The organism is Pseudomonas rustica, from assembly GCF_018336155.1.
GTDB lineage: Bacteria > Pseudomonadota > Gammaproteobacteria > Pseudomonadales > Pseudomonadaceae > Aquipseudomonas > Aquipseudomonas rustica.
In genome coordinates this window covers 89,633-103,306 of the sequence record NZ_JAGYHF010000001.1, presented here as the reverse complement: position 1 = coordinate 103,306, position 13,674 = coordinate 89,633, and the positions used below count along the sequence as shown (strand labels likewise).

Sequence of the window (13,674 nt, the reverse complement as noted above, 5' to 3'; positions counted from 1 at the left end):
CCTCTTTCCTCGTACATGTCGACCTCTATTTTTTCGGCGCCTTAGGGGGAGCAGGCGGTGGTGCTGACGGACGGATGTTAGCTGGTGCAGGAGGATTAACATTCATCCCCTCACTGCCAGTTCGCTGTTCGAGCACGTGGTGCTTAGGTTTATTTTCGTTATTCACTTTTGATCTCCTACTCTAGAAATTCGACTAGGTACACATCGCTGTTTGCAATCAAATAACTCTCGATGCCAGGCGTGTCTACCCACTCATTCTTTTCGTTCATCCAGCTCGGTTGTGTAATGAGGAAGTGACCGTCTTTAGGCTCGGTTGGCCATACTGCCGGGTATCCGAATAATCGCCGTCCATCAAGCAGGGTAAGCACCACGCTTTTGCCTTCACGTTTGCGGAAGGCATAAATCCACTCGGGATACGACGAGCGAGACGTCAAGGTCAACCACCTGCCAAATCTGTACAGATAGTCGTGGTTCGAAGCGAAGGCTAGCAATAGGCCTAGAGACGTAGCCAAGCCTATTCCCCAGACGCCTTCTACTTGAACCGTCCACTGCCCCAGCTGAAAATGGTGCTCGCCGATGTAGAACAGAACGGGCTTGATGCCTGACACCAGCATCGTGATCAGCCCAGTGCTGATCAGTGCTTGAACTGTGCGTTCAAACTGCCCAGGCTTTTTAACATCGGCCAACCAATAGAAGATCATGGTGGTCAGAAAACCAGGAACAAGCGTCTGTACCAAGGGGATGATTTTCGTTGCAAGATCTTCCATTGCCGTCTCTCTCTTACTTGATTGGGCGGACGCCTGGATCATCCGTTGGCTTAAAGCCGGTGCTTACACCGCTATCGTTCTTCACCATGGCCGAGAGAGGAGGGATGTCATCTCTTATCAAGAAAAAAATTCATCCCCAGGTATCTTTGATAGAACGAGACCCAGCAAAGCATAAAATTTCGGACGCCTTCGACATTTGAGATATCGCATTTGCTTGGGGCTCTTCGGTGGAGGGGGTAGCAGCCACATCCTCATTGAGCCACCGCCTGATTCGGCTGTACGTAGCACGATGTGGCCGTGATTATCGCGAATGTAGCCATTCGCTATAAATCCTAGATGTAAACCTGGATAGGAGTAGACCGAACCTTCGTGAAAGTAGGCGAGTGGACGGCCACAGTATGCATATAAGTGCTCGTCGTCATCTGTATACGCGATCGGCTTGTGTTGCATATCATAGAAATCTAGGCTCATGAGGCTCTTCATTGCAGCGATGGGAGAACAGGGCACTTGTGTGCCCCGAGCTCTGTTAAGCAGTCAAATTACTTGGCTGCTTTAGGGCGAATGACGATACGAAACGGCTGACCGTTTGCCCGTCGAATCACCTTCCCGGTTTTGGTGGTGATGGTCATGCGATAGATGACCTCACCTTCCTCGTCGGGCTTTTCGAACATCTCAATCTGGGACATAAAATGTCTCCTGCTGAGGTAGGCTCAAACACAGAACTCGCTCCCTTGCGAAAGGAGCCCACAGGGGCTACCATCGCAAAGCTTTCTTCAACGAAGCGCGAGAGACATCTGGAGCCTGTTCAGACGTCTTTTCCCAAAGGCCGGTCAAGGTGCGAACTTGATCGGCTTTTTTGTTTTTGGCTTTCCACCATCTAGTCCAATGCAGGCTCAGAAGCCTTCTCATGGCGCTAGTGATGAATACGTATTGGAGTCATTTACAGAGCCTATCATCATCATTTTGATGACGTCAACTGCTCGTGTGTTATGCTGGGTGAAAGGTGACGGGCTTGACCGACTTTTAGATTCGATGGAGATGACATGATTGATTTGAGCGAGTACAGCCAAGCGCAACGGGAGCGCCTGGTGTACATCGATTTCCGCCTCTACTTCACAGGCGCCGTCTCACGTGCGGATCTCATGGATAGGTTTGGCGTAGGCGCCGCTGCTGCCACTCGTGATTTCGCTCAGTACAAGGACGTTGCTCCCCAGAACACAGAACTTGATACGGTCACCAAGCAGTACGTGATACGCGAAAACTTTTCGCCCCTGATCGCCCATGCGTCTGAGCGGGTTCTAACTGCGCTTTCGCAGGGATTCGGATATGGCCTGGACTCTTACGAAAAGCCACTGATCCCGCACGAGTCAGTTTCATTGCTCAGCAAGCCCAAGGTAGAGGTCTTAGCGCCGATCACCAGGGCAATACACCTCAAGCGGGTCGTTAAGATTAGCTACACCTCCGGTTCAGGTCAGTCAGAGCGAACCATCGTACCGTTCGCTATTGGTTGTGACGGTCTTCGCTGGCACGTCCGGGCGTTTGATCGGAAACGTAAAAAGTTTGCGGACTTCGTTCTTACCCGTGTCGGCCACGCCGAGATTCAGCCCGAGCAAAAGGTGCAGGACGAGGAAACACCGAAGCACGATGATCAATGGAATCGCATGCTCAAGCTACCTCTAGTTCCGCATCCAGACAAAGACTCCGCAGAGATCGTGAAGCGCGATTACGACATGAAGGATGGGGTACTAGAACTACGTGTGCGCGCTGCAATGGCGGGCTATGTACTGCAGCAGTACCACGTCGATTGCTCACCTGATCACAGCATTGCGGACAAGGCTTACCGACTTTGGCTCAAGGAGCCTTTGGCACTTTATGGAGCGGAGAGTTCCATGTTTGCGCCTGGCTATCAACGCCCTAATTGACCGATAACCAACGCACTGTTCTATAACTCGATGCCATCCTTAACCGGGCTAGTTGCAGGAGGGGCTGTGAGTGAACATGATTCGCCAGGTTCGTTAGGGCAATTTTCACCGCCGTGTTCAGCCCCTTTCCGTATACGGCTTAACGGAACGGCAGCTGAGATATTCGCCCAGCCTGTACAGATGGCCGTTTATCGCTAGATTTCTTCATAGACCTTTGCTCTTGCATCTGCACTATCACCAGCTTGGGCTCAGGGCTAATCATTAGGCGCGCGGAGCGCTCAGCGTCAGCGGCTAGCAGCCGTCCAAGCGCCGACCTGATCAAGGAAGTGCAGCTACATGAGTGGCAAGCCGAGCGCACAGGCCGAGGCGTGAAAATGGAATTCTATCGGGCCGAGACGTCACCTCGGCGTGCGGCTCGGCTTACGACAGCCGTCCCTAAGGGCACGCATATAAATAGCTGAACCAGAGCAGCGATCCGGCGCAGTCAGAAATCTTGAGTACCTGTGGGGCTGAATTTTGGCTTCGCCGAAGGCGCATATGATCTGACAAGTAATCGGATTATGAAAATATACTGGGCTAGGAAAATCCCTGCAGGAATTCGATCTTGAGCACAAACATTATTACGAAAGAAGGGCATGACGCCCTCAAGCAAGAGCTCGATTACCTTTGGCGAGAGAAAAGACCTGACACAACTCGCAAGGTGACCTGGGCAGCATCTCTCGGTGATCGATCAGAAAACGCTGACTATCAGTACAACAAGAAATTGCTTCGGGAGATCGACCGCCGAGTCAGATATCTGCGTAAGAGGCTTGAGGATGTTCGGGTTGTCGAGTATTCAGCCGAGCAGGAGGGGAGGGTGTTCTTCGGGGCTTGGGTGGTGATCGAAAACGAGGCTGAGGAAATCAAGAAGTTTAGGATTGTGGGGTATGACGAGATTTATGGTCGCAACGATTACATCTCCATAGATTCGCCAATGGCCCGCGCGCTTCTGAAGAAAGAGGTGGGGGATGAGGCTGTGGTGCAGACCCCGACTGGAGAAGTATTTTGGTGGATATGTGAGGTCTCGTACTCAAAATAGTATGAAATACTCAGTATGTGTACTATTCTTAAGTCCTTGTAGATAAAGAGTTTTAGCTTAAATAGTATGCGGTCTGAGGTTCTTGATTGTTTTCGGCGTTTTCAGAGCGATCACCTTGCGCCGCAGCCTCGCTGACCGACTGCGTCACCTGCGGGCGACGCACATGCCACAGCTCATGGAATTCGGCACGCATCCGCGCTTCACCTTCGGGGGTGATCAGCGCGGTGCCAGCGGGGCGGGGAGGGCGGTAACGACTCATGGCAACTTCTTGTGGTTAAGTCCGCTGGAGTCTATCAACCCTCGCGCAACACTGTCAGCGGACTTGCGTTGAGCGCCCGGCGCGTACCGAATACACCGGCGCCACCGATCAGCGCCGCGCCTATCAATGGCAGCACCAACAACCATGGATGCGGATGCCACGGCAGGTCGAAGGCGTAGCGATAGAGCACCAGACTCACCACTTCCGAACCGATGGCCGCGAGCAAACCGCTGACCGCGCCGAGCAAACCGAACTCGATGCGCCGCGCCTTGATCAGCAATTGCCGTTCCGCGCCCAGCGCACGCAACAACGCGCCTTGGCGAATACGTTCATCCAGCGTCGCTTGCAGGCCGGAAAACAACACCGCCATTCCCGCCGCCAAAACAAACAACAACACATATTCCACGGCCAGGGTGACTTGGGCGAGGATGCTGCGCAGCTGTTCGAGCAGGGCTTCGACCTGCAGGATGGTCACCGCCGGGAAGGCGCGCGACAGCTCGACAATCTGCTGATCATGACCCGGTGCCAGATAGAAGCTGGTCAGGTAGGTCGCTGGCAGATCCTTTAACGTGCCGGGCTGGAAGATCATGAAGAAGTTCGGCTGGAAGTTATCCCAGTTAATCTCGCGCAGGCTGGTGACCTTCGCTTCACGATTGACCCCGCCGACAGTGAACACCAGATGATCGCCAAGCTTCAGTTTCAGGCTCTCTGCGACTTTACCTTCGACCGACACACCGGGTACGTCGTCCGACGGTTGTCCGCTCCACCATGACCCTGCGGTGATTTTGTTACCGGTGGGCAAATCGGCAGCCCAGGTCAGGCTCAGATCGCGTTGTATCGCACGATCCCCCGCCGAATCCTTGCTGACGATCTGCTGCACCGGATCGCCGTTGATGCTGATCAGTCGGCCCGGCACTACCGGATAAAGCGGCGCCGCTTGGGCCGACACGTTGATCAGGTGATCGCTGAACGCCTGTTTATCGGCGGGCAGAATGTTCAGGGCAAAGTAGTTAGGGGCATTTTTCGGCAACTGGTTTTGCCAAGTGTCGAGCAGTTCGCCACGCAGTAGCGCGATCAACGCCATCGACAACAGGATCAAACCGAAGGCCAGCGATTGACCGGCGGCGGCCAAGGGATGACGCAGCAACTGGCCCAGACCCAGGCGCCACGGCAGCGAAGCGCGGGCGAGCATGCGGCGCAGACTTTTCAGCAGTAAGAGCAGCAAACCGCCAAGCACCAGCGCGGCAACCACACCGCCGCCGAGCAAGGCAAATGTCAGCAGCAGATCCAGACTCAAACGCCACATGATCAGACCGAGCGCGCCGAGTGCCACGCCATAAACCATCCAGGTGCTCGACGGAATCGGCAGCATGTCGCGACGCAACACGCGCAGTGGCGGTACGCGACCCAGTGCTGCGAGCGGCGGCAGGGCGAAACCGGCCAAGGCTACGAGCCCGGTGCCGATCCCGGCAATCGCCGGAAACAATCCGCCTGCAGGTACATCGCTCGGCAGCAAATCATGCAGCAGTGCGAACAAGCCCAACTGCGCCAACCAACCGAGCAGCGCACCGCTGAGGGCAGCGAGCAAGCCAAGTACGGTCAGTTGAATACTGAAGAGCAGCATGGTTTCCCGGCGCGACAGTCCGAGGCAGCGCAGTAATGCGCTGGCATCGAAACGGCGACTGGCAAAACGGTTCGCCGACAATGCCACTGCTACACCGGCCAACAGCACTGCGACCAGGCTGGCCATGTTCAGATAACGTTCGGCCTTGCCCAGCGCGCCGCCAATTTGCCGGTTACCGTCGCGGGCATCCTGAATGCGCTGATTGGCCGCAAGGCCCGGTTTGATCAGTTGCCGATAGGTTTCCAGCACCTGCGGTTCGCCGCGCCACAGTTCGCGATAACTCACCCGGCTGCCCGGTTGCACCACGCCGGTTGCGGAGAGGTCGTCGAGATTGATCAGCACCCGTGGGGTCAGGCTATAAAAGTTGCCGGCGCGATCCGGTTCGTAAGTCAGGATGCGGGTCAGCTTCAGAGTTTTCATGCCGACGTCGATGCTGTCGCCGATCTTCAGATCCAGCGCGGTCAGCAAGCGTGCTTCGACCCAGGCTTCGCCGGGCTGCGGTTCGCCGCCGATGTCTTCAGGCGCGAAGGGTGCCGGTGCACTTTTCAGTTCACCGCGTAATGGATAGGCGCGATCGACGGCTTTGATGCTCGACAACTGAATGCCGTTGTCGGTGGCGATGACGCTGGAGAACTCCACTACTTGCGCATGATTCAGGCGCAACTCGGTGCCGCTTTTGATTTGCTCCTCGCGGGCCGGTGAGCTGCCTTCAAGCACCAGATCGGCGCCGAGAAACTCGGTGGCGCGCAACATCATCGCGCCGTTCAACCGGGCGCCGAAGTAGCCGATGGCGGTACTGGCCGCCACGGCCACCACCAATGCAAAAAACAACACGCGCAATTCGCCAGCGCGGGCATCGCGCATTAATTGGCGAATGGCGAGACTGAACAGACGCAACAGCGGCAAACGTGCCATCAAGGCTCCAGAGGGGCGACCAACAGCCCGGCTTCAAGACGGATCAGGCGCCGGCAGCGATGGGCCAGGCGTTCGTCGTGGGTCACCAGCACCAGGGTGGTGCCGCGTTCCTTGTTCAACTCGAAGAGCAAGTCGCTGATGCGCTCGCCGGTATGGCTGTCGAGGTTGCCGGTGGGTTCATCGGCGAACAGCACATCAGGCTCGGCGGCAAACGCTCGGGCAATCGCTACACGCTGCTGCTCGCCACCGGAGAGCTGGCGCGGCGAGTGGGTCAGGCGCTGACCGAGGCCGACGCGCTGGAGCAATTCGGTCGCACGCTCACGCGCGTCTTTGCGACCGTCGAGTTCCAGCGGCAGCATGACGTTTTCCAGCGCATTGAGGCTGTCGAGCAATTGAAACGATTGGAAGACGAAGCCAACGTGCTCGGCGCGAACACGTGCGCGCTGGTCTTCATCGAGATTGCTCAGGCTTTGCCCGGCGAGGATGACTTCGCCGCTGCTCGGCAGGTCGAGGCCGGCGAGCAGGCCGAGGAGGGTGGATTTGCCGGAACCGGACGCACCAACGATGGCCAGGCTGTCGCCCTTGTTCAGTTCCAGGCTGAGTTCGTGCAGGATAGTCAGTTCACCTTCCGCGCTGGGAACCACTTTGCTGAGGTTCTTCGCGGTGAGAATGCTTGAGCCCATGGAGAATCCGATGCGTGTGTGGTTTTTGAGTGCTGGCCTGGCCGTTATGTGCATGGCCCAGAACGCAGCGGCGGGTACTGTCCTGATCGTTGGCGATAGTATCAGCGCCGGTTTCGGGCTGGATACCCGCTTGGGGTGGGTGTCGTTGCTCGAACAACGGCTCAAACAGGAGGGTTTCGACGATAAAGTCGTCAATGCCTCGATCAGCGGCGACACCAGTGCCGGAGGCCAGGCGCGCCTGCCGGCGCTGCTTGCAGAGCATAAGCCGGAACTGGTGATCCTCGAACTGGGCGGCAACGATGGCTTGCGCGGAATGCCGCCAACTCAATTGCAACAAAATCTTGCCTCGATGATCGACAGCTCGCGCCAGAGCGGCGCCAAGGTATTGTTGCTCGGCATGCAGCTGCCACCCAACTACGGCAAGCGGTACACCGATGCTTTTGCCGAGGTCTACGGCAAACTCGCCGACGATAAAAAGATCCCGCTGGTGCCGTTTTTCCTCGACGGCGTCGGCGGTCATCCGGACTTGATGCAGGCCGATGGATTACACCCGGCGGTCGGGGCTCAGGGCAAGTTGCTGGAAAATGTCTGGCCGACGCTAAAACCGCTGTTATGAGGCTTTTCTAAGGGCAGGCTTTCGGCTAATGTGGCGCCCCCTTATTCGGAGCCCCAGATGTCGCGTTCTGCCTGGTCCCTGTTTGCCTACCAACTGATCGAGCCTGACGAGCAGTTGGATCTGTTCGCCTGCCAGGAAGTGCGGGTGCATTTGGTGACGCGTCAGCTCGAACTTGGTGGCTCGGCTGATCGAACCCTGTGTGGCAGCCTGCTGCCGGCGCAACCGCGCTGGTCGAGTGTTGATCGCCGGGTGTTTCAGGATCAGCGTCTGTGCTCGCTGTGCCGGGCGATTCTGGAGTCGCAGAAGCGTGGCACGTCGCCGATCTGGCCGGAGCTGCGTTTCGAGCTTTAAGGTCAAAAGATCGCAGCCTGCGGCAGCTCCTACATGAAGAGTTTCGCCAGCCTATCGGGCTGTCTCCCCGAATACTCTAGGTGCGGTGTACAATCGCGCTCTTATACCCTTGTTGATCATGCGAAGGATTTTCCGGATGTTGCCGCGCTTGCCTGCCGTCACCCGCTGCCTGTCACTTGCCGCCCTGTGTGTGGCCGGTCCCGTTGCTGCATTGGAGTTTCCCCTGCCACCACCCGGTGAAGACATCATCGGTCAGGTGCAGGTGATCAAAGCCAAGTACGAAGACACCTTCGCCGATCTGGGCACGACCTACGATCTGGGCTATTCGGAAATGGTAGCGGCCAACCCGGGCGTCGATGCCTGGTTGCCGGGCGCCGGCACAGAAATCGTCCTGCCGACCCGTTTCATCCTGCCGCCGGGCCCGCGCGAAGGCATCGTGATCAACCTCGCCGAGTACCGCCTCTACTACTTCCCTAAGGGCAAGAACGTGGTTTACACGTTCCCGCTGGGGATTGGCCGTGAAGGTTGGGGTTCGCCGATCGCGCACACCACCATCACCGCGAAGACGCCGAACCCGACCTGGACGCCGCCAGCGTCGATCAAGGCTGAGCACGCCGCTGATGGCGATCCGCTGCCGAACGTCGTGCCGGCCGGCCCGGACAACCCGTTGGGGCCGTTCAAGTTCAACCTCGGCACGCCGGGTTACCTGATTCACGGTTCGAACAAGAAATTCGGTATCGGCATGCGTACCAGCCACGGTTGCTTCCGCATGTTCAACAACAACGTGCTGGAAATGGCTAGCATGGTGCCGGTCGGCACGTCGGTGCGCATCATCAACGATGCCTACAAGTTCGGCAGCAGTGGCGGCAAGGTGTACCTGGAAGCGCACACGCCGATCGACGACAAGGGCAACCCGTCGGTGGTCGACAAACACACGGCGGTCATCAATGCGATGCTCAAGCGTGAAGACGTCACCAGTAATCTGCGGGTGAACTGGGATGTAGTGCGCGATGTGGTCGCCGCTGAAGATGGTCTGCCGACAGAAATCGGCACGCCGAGTGCGTCGGCGCCGATTGTCTCGAGTGCGCCGATCGATCTGCAGCAGTAAGCTGGCGATCAAGAACCCGTCGATGCCAAAAGCGTCGGCGGGTTTTTTATTGCCCGGACAAAAGTACCAGGCACAAAAAAGCCGATCCAGACATCGGATCGGCTTGATAACAATCCCGAAGGACTATTACTTGCGGCTAGCTTTGTCCAGCATGCGCAGAGCACGCTCGTTAGCTTCGTCAGCAGTCTGTTGTGCTTTTTGAGCAGCAGCCAGAGCTTCATCAGCTTTACGGTAAGCTTCGTCTGCACGAGCCTGGGAGCGAGCAGCTGCGTCTTCAGTAGCGGTCAGACGTGCTTCGGTTTCTTTCGATGCGCTGCTGCAACCGGTAGCCAGAACTGCGGCCAGAGCCAGAGCAGAGAATTTCAGAACGTTGTTCATCGTGTTCCCCTTCAAGGACTTTCAATTAAGTGACTGTCTCCTCCGATTGAGGAAATAGCCGGCGTACATACTACCCATTACTTGTAGTAAGTAAACTGACGTAGCGCAAGATGCAAAAAAAATTGTAGGCGTTGATTCTTTTTCGAGCAACTTTTAACTGCGCTGTTTAAAAAATAAACAGCTACAAGCCCCGCGCTGAGCGAGTTAATGGGAAAAAGTTCCCGTTGTGATGGTTGTTTTTGCAGTCTTGGCTAAAGTCTGTCTATATCAATTCGTCCATACTTTCATTGCGATTTTGCGTGGTGCATCACCTATCTTTATGTTTCGTGAGGTGACTTTAAAAAAGGCTGCACGTCTTAAGTCTCAACATCCGGCAATGTTCAGGTGAGCGGCCCGGGAAGATCTTCTCCCACGCCACCCCTGCGTCCATCGGAGCAACCCCCGTCAACTGGCTTGATGACGAGCGCACCTTGAGCATTTTTGCCAATGGTGCCTACTATTTATCAGGTGCTCGGTTGCGCGAGATCGGTGTGGCTCTTCTCGGTGTCCAACAGGCACGGGGTGGCGTAGATGTTCCTTCGCCGGAAAAACATCGGTAAGGTAGGGGTCAGAATTCAAGACCCGCGAGGAGTAGTGATGAGCGAGGCGTTGTCCATCCACCATGACCAGGCTGGTCATCAGTTCGAGACCAATGTGGACGGTCATCGTGCCTATCTGACCTATATGGATCTGGGGAAACAGACCCTGGATATCTATCGCACGTTCGTGCCCAACGCCCTGCGTGGCCGAGGCATAGCGGCAGCGCTGACCGAAAGCGCGCTGCAGTACGCCGAAGAAATGGGCTACACGGTGATCCCGTCGTGCTCCTACGTCGAGCGCTATATGGAGCGCCACCAGCGCCGCGCCGCGAAGATCTGAATCGCACACACAAAAACGCCGGGCATTGCCCGGCGTTTTTTTATGCCTGCGAAACCTCGATCAGTTGCGCTGACGTTTCGGCAGCACGTCTTTGAGCTTGGCGTGCATGCTGCGCAGGGTGGTCTCGGTGGCCGACCAGTCGATGCAGGCATCGGTGATCGACACGCCGTATTGCAGATCGGCGAGGTCTTTCGGAATCGCCTGGCAGCCCCAGTTCAGATGACTTTCGACCATCAGGCCGATGATCGACTGGTTGCCTTCAAGGATCTGGTTGGCGACGTTTTCCATCACCAATGGTTGCAGGGCCGGATCCTTGTTGGAGTTGGCGTGGCTGCAATCGACCATCACGTTCGGCTTGATCTTGGCTTTGTTCAGCGCCTGTTCGCACAGGGCAACGCTGACCGAATCGTAGTTCGGCTTGCCGTTGCCACCGCGCAGCACCACGTGACCGTAGGCGTTGCCTTTGGTGGTGACGATCGACACGCCACCTTCCTGGTTGATACCGAGGAAACGGTGCGGGCTGGAGACCGACTGCAAGGCGTTGATCGCAACCGTCAGGCCGCCGTCAGTGCCGTTCTTGAAGCCGACCGCCGAGGACAGGCCGGAAGCCATTTCACGGTGAGTCTGCGATTCGGTGGTGCGCGCGCCGATGGCCGACCAGCTGATCAGATCCTGCAGATACTGCGGGGAGATCGGGTCGAGGGCTTCGGTGGCGGTTGGCAGGCCTTTTTCGGCCAGATCCAGCAGCAACTGGCGACCGATGTGCAGGCCGTCCTGAATCTTGAACGAGTCGTCCAGGTACGGATCGTTGATCAGACCTTTCCAGCCGACGGTGGTGCGCGGCTTCTCGAAATACACGCGCATGACCAGATACAGGGTGTCGGAGACTTCCTCCGCCAGCACCTTCAGGCGATCGGCGTATTCGTGGGCAGCCTTGATGTCGTGGATCGAGCACGGGCCGATCACTACGAACAGACGGTGGTCGGTGCCATCAAGAATGTTGCGAATGACTTCGCGGCCCTTGGTGACGGTGCGCAGCGCGGCGTCGCTCAGAGGGATATCACGCTTGAGCTGATCAGGAGTGATCAGGGTCTCGTTAGAGGCGACGTTTAGGTCGTTGATCGGTAAATCAGCCATCGTTTACTCGTCAGGTCACGGGTGCCGGCCGCCAGCGATCCCCGCGCGGCGGAGCACAGCAGATTTAAGCGCGTCGGGGAGCGGAACCTTAGCGCGTAAAGCGCCTGCTCGACAATGGGCAAAAGGTGCTTTAGTCCAGCGCTGGCTGCGCAAAAGCCTTGCGCACGCTGTCATGGGAGAACTCATCGGCGTGTTGCTCGACCCATTGCAGGGCCACAGCCTGAATTTCCTGCAGATCATCGTGGGTTTCGTTCATGCGGCAGTAGCGCTCGATCTGACACACCTGCTCACCCATTCGTGCGCTGAACAGCGTCTGCTCATCGGTAAAGGCGATGCCCACCAGATAACCTTTTTTACGCCGCAAACACCACGCCACGTAGCCCGGATAACAGATGTCGGTGTTGAGCGTCGGCATGCGCACTTGCAGCGCCGTGCCATGGCGCCAGGCACGGTGGTAATTGCAAGCGATGCCGCCGAGGCTGATAGTGTGCAGCTGTTGCCTGGAAATACATTCAGGCTTGAGCAAGGTTAATTCAACCGGCACCTCGTCCGGATGAGGAATGAAACGTCCCATGAGCACAGACTCCCTGTGTCGGCCATTTGACATTGTTTCCCCCAGTATAGTGGTCGAATCAGAACTGACCGATTTCGACGCCGACCAACGGCTGCTGGCGATGAGCGGCGTTTCCCTGGTGATTTTCACCAGTGTCGGCTGCGCGAGTTGCCGCTATGCCCGCGAAGTATTGCCGGGGATGGCGCTGGCGGCCGATCGCTTGTGCTGGATCGACGCCGGCGACAACGGTGGTTTGGTCGAGCGTTATCAGGTCTTTCATTTGCCGGCGCTGTTTGTAGTGCGCGACGGCGAGTTCTTTGGGGCGGTGCACGCACGCCTGACCGCCGATGCACTCAACGAAGCATTGGCGCAGGCGCTGGGTCGAATTGCAGAGGAGTTGCCATGATGGCGGCAGTGAATAAGCCGGTGATCGGGATTATTGGTACCGGCGCAATCGGGGGATTTTACGGTGTGATGCTGGCGCGGGCCGGTTTTGATGTGCACTTTCTGTTGCGCAGCGAATTCTCGGCAGTCGCCGAGCGTGGCTTGCAGGTGAACAGCGCGGTGCATGGCCAGATGACGCTGAACCCGGCGCAAGCCTATTCGTCAGCTGAAGACATGCCCAAGTGTGACTGGCTGCTGGTGGGCGCAAAAACCACCAGCAACGCTGATCTGGCGCCGGCAATCATTCAAGCCGCCAAGCCGGATGCGAAAGTGCTGTTGCTGCAAAACGGTCTGGATGTCGAAGACAGTTTACGTGCGCTGTTGCCTGATTCGTTGCATCTGCTCGGTGGTCTGTGCCTGATCTGCGTGCATCGCGAGGGGCCGGGTCTGGTGACGCATCAGGCGCTCGGCGCGGTCAACGTTGGTTATCACAGCGGCTCGGCGATTGATGATGTCGCGCGCATGGCGATCGTCGAGCAGGGCGCCGAGCTGTTCCGTACCGCCGGTCTTGATTCGCAAGCGATGCCCAATCTGCACCAGGCGCGCTGGCAGAAACTGGTCTGGAATATCCCTTACAACGGTCTCTCGGTGTTGCTCGGCGCGGGCACCACGCCGTTGATGGCAGATGCCGACAGCCGCGCGCACATCCAGGCATTGATGGCCGAAGTGGTTGAGGGCGCCAAAGCCTGCGGCCACGACATGCCGCCCGGTTACGCCGGTTTCCTGTTCACGATGACCGAGAAAATGCCCGACTACTGGCCGAGCATGTACCACGATTTTTTACACAAGCGTCCGCTGGAACTCGAAGCGATCTACGCTCGACCACTGGCGGCAGCGAAAGCGGCAGGCTGTGACTTGCCGCGTATCGAAGCGCTGTACCGCAATTTAAGCTTTATCGACCGACGCAACGTTTAGGTCGGT

The 13,674-nt window shown here is 57.3% G+C and carries 16 protein-coding genes and 1 pseudogene; 8 read left to right on the top strand and 9 right to left on the bottom strand.

The genetic code is table 11. From position 1 onward, the window contains the following. Positions 1–176 precede the first annotated feature (176 nt). The 3 genes from KFS80_RS00495 to KFS80_RS00490 all read right to left on the bottom strand — a co-directional run bounded on the left by KFS80_RS00495 (position 177) and on the right by KFS80_RS00490 (position 1,453). Complete coding sequence (locus KFS80_RS00495; protein WP_042562153.1) at positions 177–767, bottom strand: DUF6338 family protein; 591 nt, start codon at positions 765–767, stop codon at positions 177–179. A 117-nt stretch (positions 768–884) separates the two neighbouring features. Next, positions 885–1,217, bottom strand: a complete 333-nt coding sequence (locus tag KFS80_RS27185; protein WP_419177683.1) for a 4-fold beta flower protein — start codon at positions 1,215–1,217, stop codon at positions 885–887. An 89-nt stretch (positions 1,218–1,306) separates the two neighbouring features. Then, entirely contained in the window at positions 1,307–1,453 is a 147-nt protein-coding gene (locus KFS80_RS00490; protein ID WP_010220512.1) for a hypothetical protein, read from the bottom strand. 357 nt (positions 1,454–1,810) lie between these two features. On the opposite strand from KFS80_RS00490, the gene KFS80_RS00485 reads away from it, so the two are divergent. Together KFS80_RS00485 and greB are read left to right on the top strand one after the other, a co-directional pair. After that, entirely contained in the window at positions 1,811–2,689 is an 879-nt protein-coding gene (locus KFS80_RS00485; RefSeq protein WP_042560286.1) for a helix-turn-helix transcriptional regulator, read from the top strand. A gap of 604 nt (positions 2,690–3,293) precedes the next feature. Continuing rightward, on the top strand, positions 3,294–3,767 hold the full coding sequence (greB, locus tag KFS80_RS00480; RefSeq protein WP_042560285.1) for a transcription elongation factor GreB: 474 nt from the start codon (positions 3,294–3,296) through the stop codon (positions 3,765–3,767). Positions 3,768–3,858: 91 nt separating this feature from the next. On the opposite strand, the pseudogene KFS80_RS00475 reads toward greB, so the two are convergent. The 3 genes and pseudogenes from KFS80_RS00475 to KFS80_RS00465 form a co-directional block, all read right to left on the bottom strand. Next, positions 3,859–4,026: pseudogene (locus KFS80_RS00475) on the bottom strand (transcription elongation factor GreB); the annotation flags it as partial. 34 nt (positions 4,027–4,060) lie between these two features. Continuing rightward, on the bottom strand, positions 4,061–6,565 hold the full coding sequence (locus KFS80_RS00470; RefSeq protein WP_212543707.1) for an ABC transporter permease: 2,505 nt from the start codon (positions 6,563–6,565) through the stop codon (positions 4,061–4,063). Beyond that, positions 6,565–7,248, bottom strand: coding sequence for an ABC transporter ATP-binding protein (locus KFS80_RS00465; protein WP_212543706.1), 684 nt, complete (start codon positions 7,246–7,248; stop codon positions 6,565–6,567). Before KFS80_RS00465 ends, KFS80_RS00470 begins: the two co-directional genes overlap by 1 nt. A gap of 10 nt (positions 7,249–7,258) precedes the next feature. On the opposite strand from KFS80_RS00465, the gene KFS80_RS00460 reads away from it, so the two are divergent. The 3 genes from KFS80_RS00460 (at position 7,259) to KFS80_RS00450 (ending at position 9,323) form a co-directional block, all read left to right on the top strand. Beyond that, positions 7,259–7,864 (top strand): arylesterase, encoded by a 606-nt coding sequence (locus KFS80_RS00460; protein WP_053122303.1) that lies wholly within the window; start codon positions 7,259–7,261, stop codon positions 7,862–7,864. A 57-nt stretch (positions 7,865–7,921) separates the two neighbouring features. Then, entirely contained in the window at positions 7,922–8,215 is a 294-nt protein-coding gene (locus KFS80_RS00455; protein ID WP_007908575.1) for a hypothetical protein, read from the top strand. A gap of 136 nt (positions 8,216–8,351) precedes the next feature. After that, entirely contained in the window at positions 8,352–9,323 is a 972-nt protein-coding gene (locus KFS80_RS00450) for a L,D-transpeptidase family protein (protein WP_159811584.1), read from the top strand. A gap of 126 nt (positions 9,324–9,449) precedes the next feature. Here the strand turns inward: KFS80_RS00450 and oprI are convergent, their stop codons facing one another. Further along, positions 9,450–9,701 carry an outer membrane lipoprotei OprI gene (gene oprI, locus KFS80_RS00445; protein ID WP_003199355.1) on the bottom strand — a complete coding sequence of 84 codons (252 nt, stop codon included), beginning with the start codon at positions 9,699–9,701 and terminating at the stop codon, positions 9,450–9,452. A 636-nt stretch (positions 9,702–10,337) separates the two neighbouring features. Between oprI and KFS80_RS00440 the strand changes: the two genes are divergently transcribed. Further along, positions 10,338–10,619: a GNAT family N-acetyltransferase gene (locus tag KFS80_RS00440; RefSeq protein ID WP_003226804.1), complete on the top strand. Its 282-nt coding sequence runs from the start codon at positions 10,338–10,340 to the stop codon at positions 10,617–10,619. Between the two features lie 60 nt (positions 10,620–10,679). Here KFS80_RS00440 and KFS80_RS00435 read toward each other — a convergent pair whose 3' ends face one another. Then, entirely contained in the window at positions 10,680–11,756 is a 1,077-nt protein-coding gene (locus KFS80_RS00435; RefSeq protein ID WP_053122298.1) for a 3-deoxy-7-phosphoheptulonate synthase, read from the bottom strand. A gap of 130 nt (positions 11,757–11,886) precedes the next feature. Further along, the gene (locus KFS80_RS00430; RefSeq protein WP_053122296.1) at positions 11,887–12,330 is read right to left on the bottom strand and encodes a PilZ domain-containing protein; all 444 of its coding nucleotides are present in this window, start codon (positions 12,328–12,330) and stop codon (positions 11,887–11,889) included. Between KFS80_RS00430 and KFS80_RS00425 the strand changes: the two genes are divergently transcribed. Together KFS80_RS00425 and KFS80_RS00420 are read left to right on the top strand one after the other, a co-directional pair. Further along, positions 12,329–12,715: a thioredoxin family protein gene (locus KFS80_RS00425; protein ID WP_053122294.1), complete on the top strand. Its 387-nt coding sequence runs from the start codon at positions 12,329–12,331 to the stop codon at positions 12,713–12,715. The two genes, KFS80_RS00430 and KFS80_RS00425, sit on opposite strands and share 2 nt — an antisense overlap. Further along, positions 12,712–13,668, top strand: a complete 957-nt coding sequence (locus KFS80_RS00420; RefSeq protein ID WP_212543705.1) for a putative 2-dehydropantoate 2-reductase — start codon at positions 12,712–12,714, stop codon at positions 13,666–13,668. Before KFS80_RS00425 ends, KFS80_RS00420 begins: the two co-directional genes overlap by 4 nt. Positions 13,669–13,674: the final 6 nt, after the last annotated feature.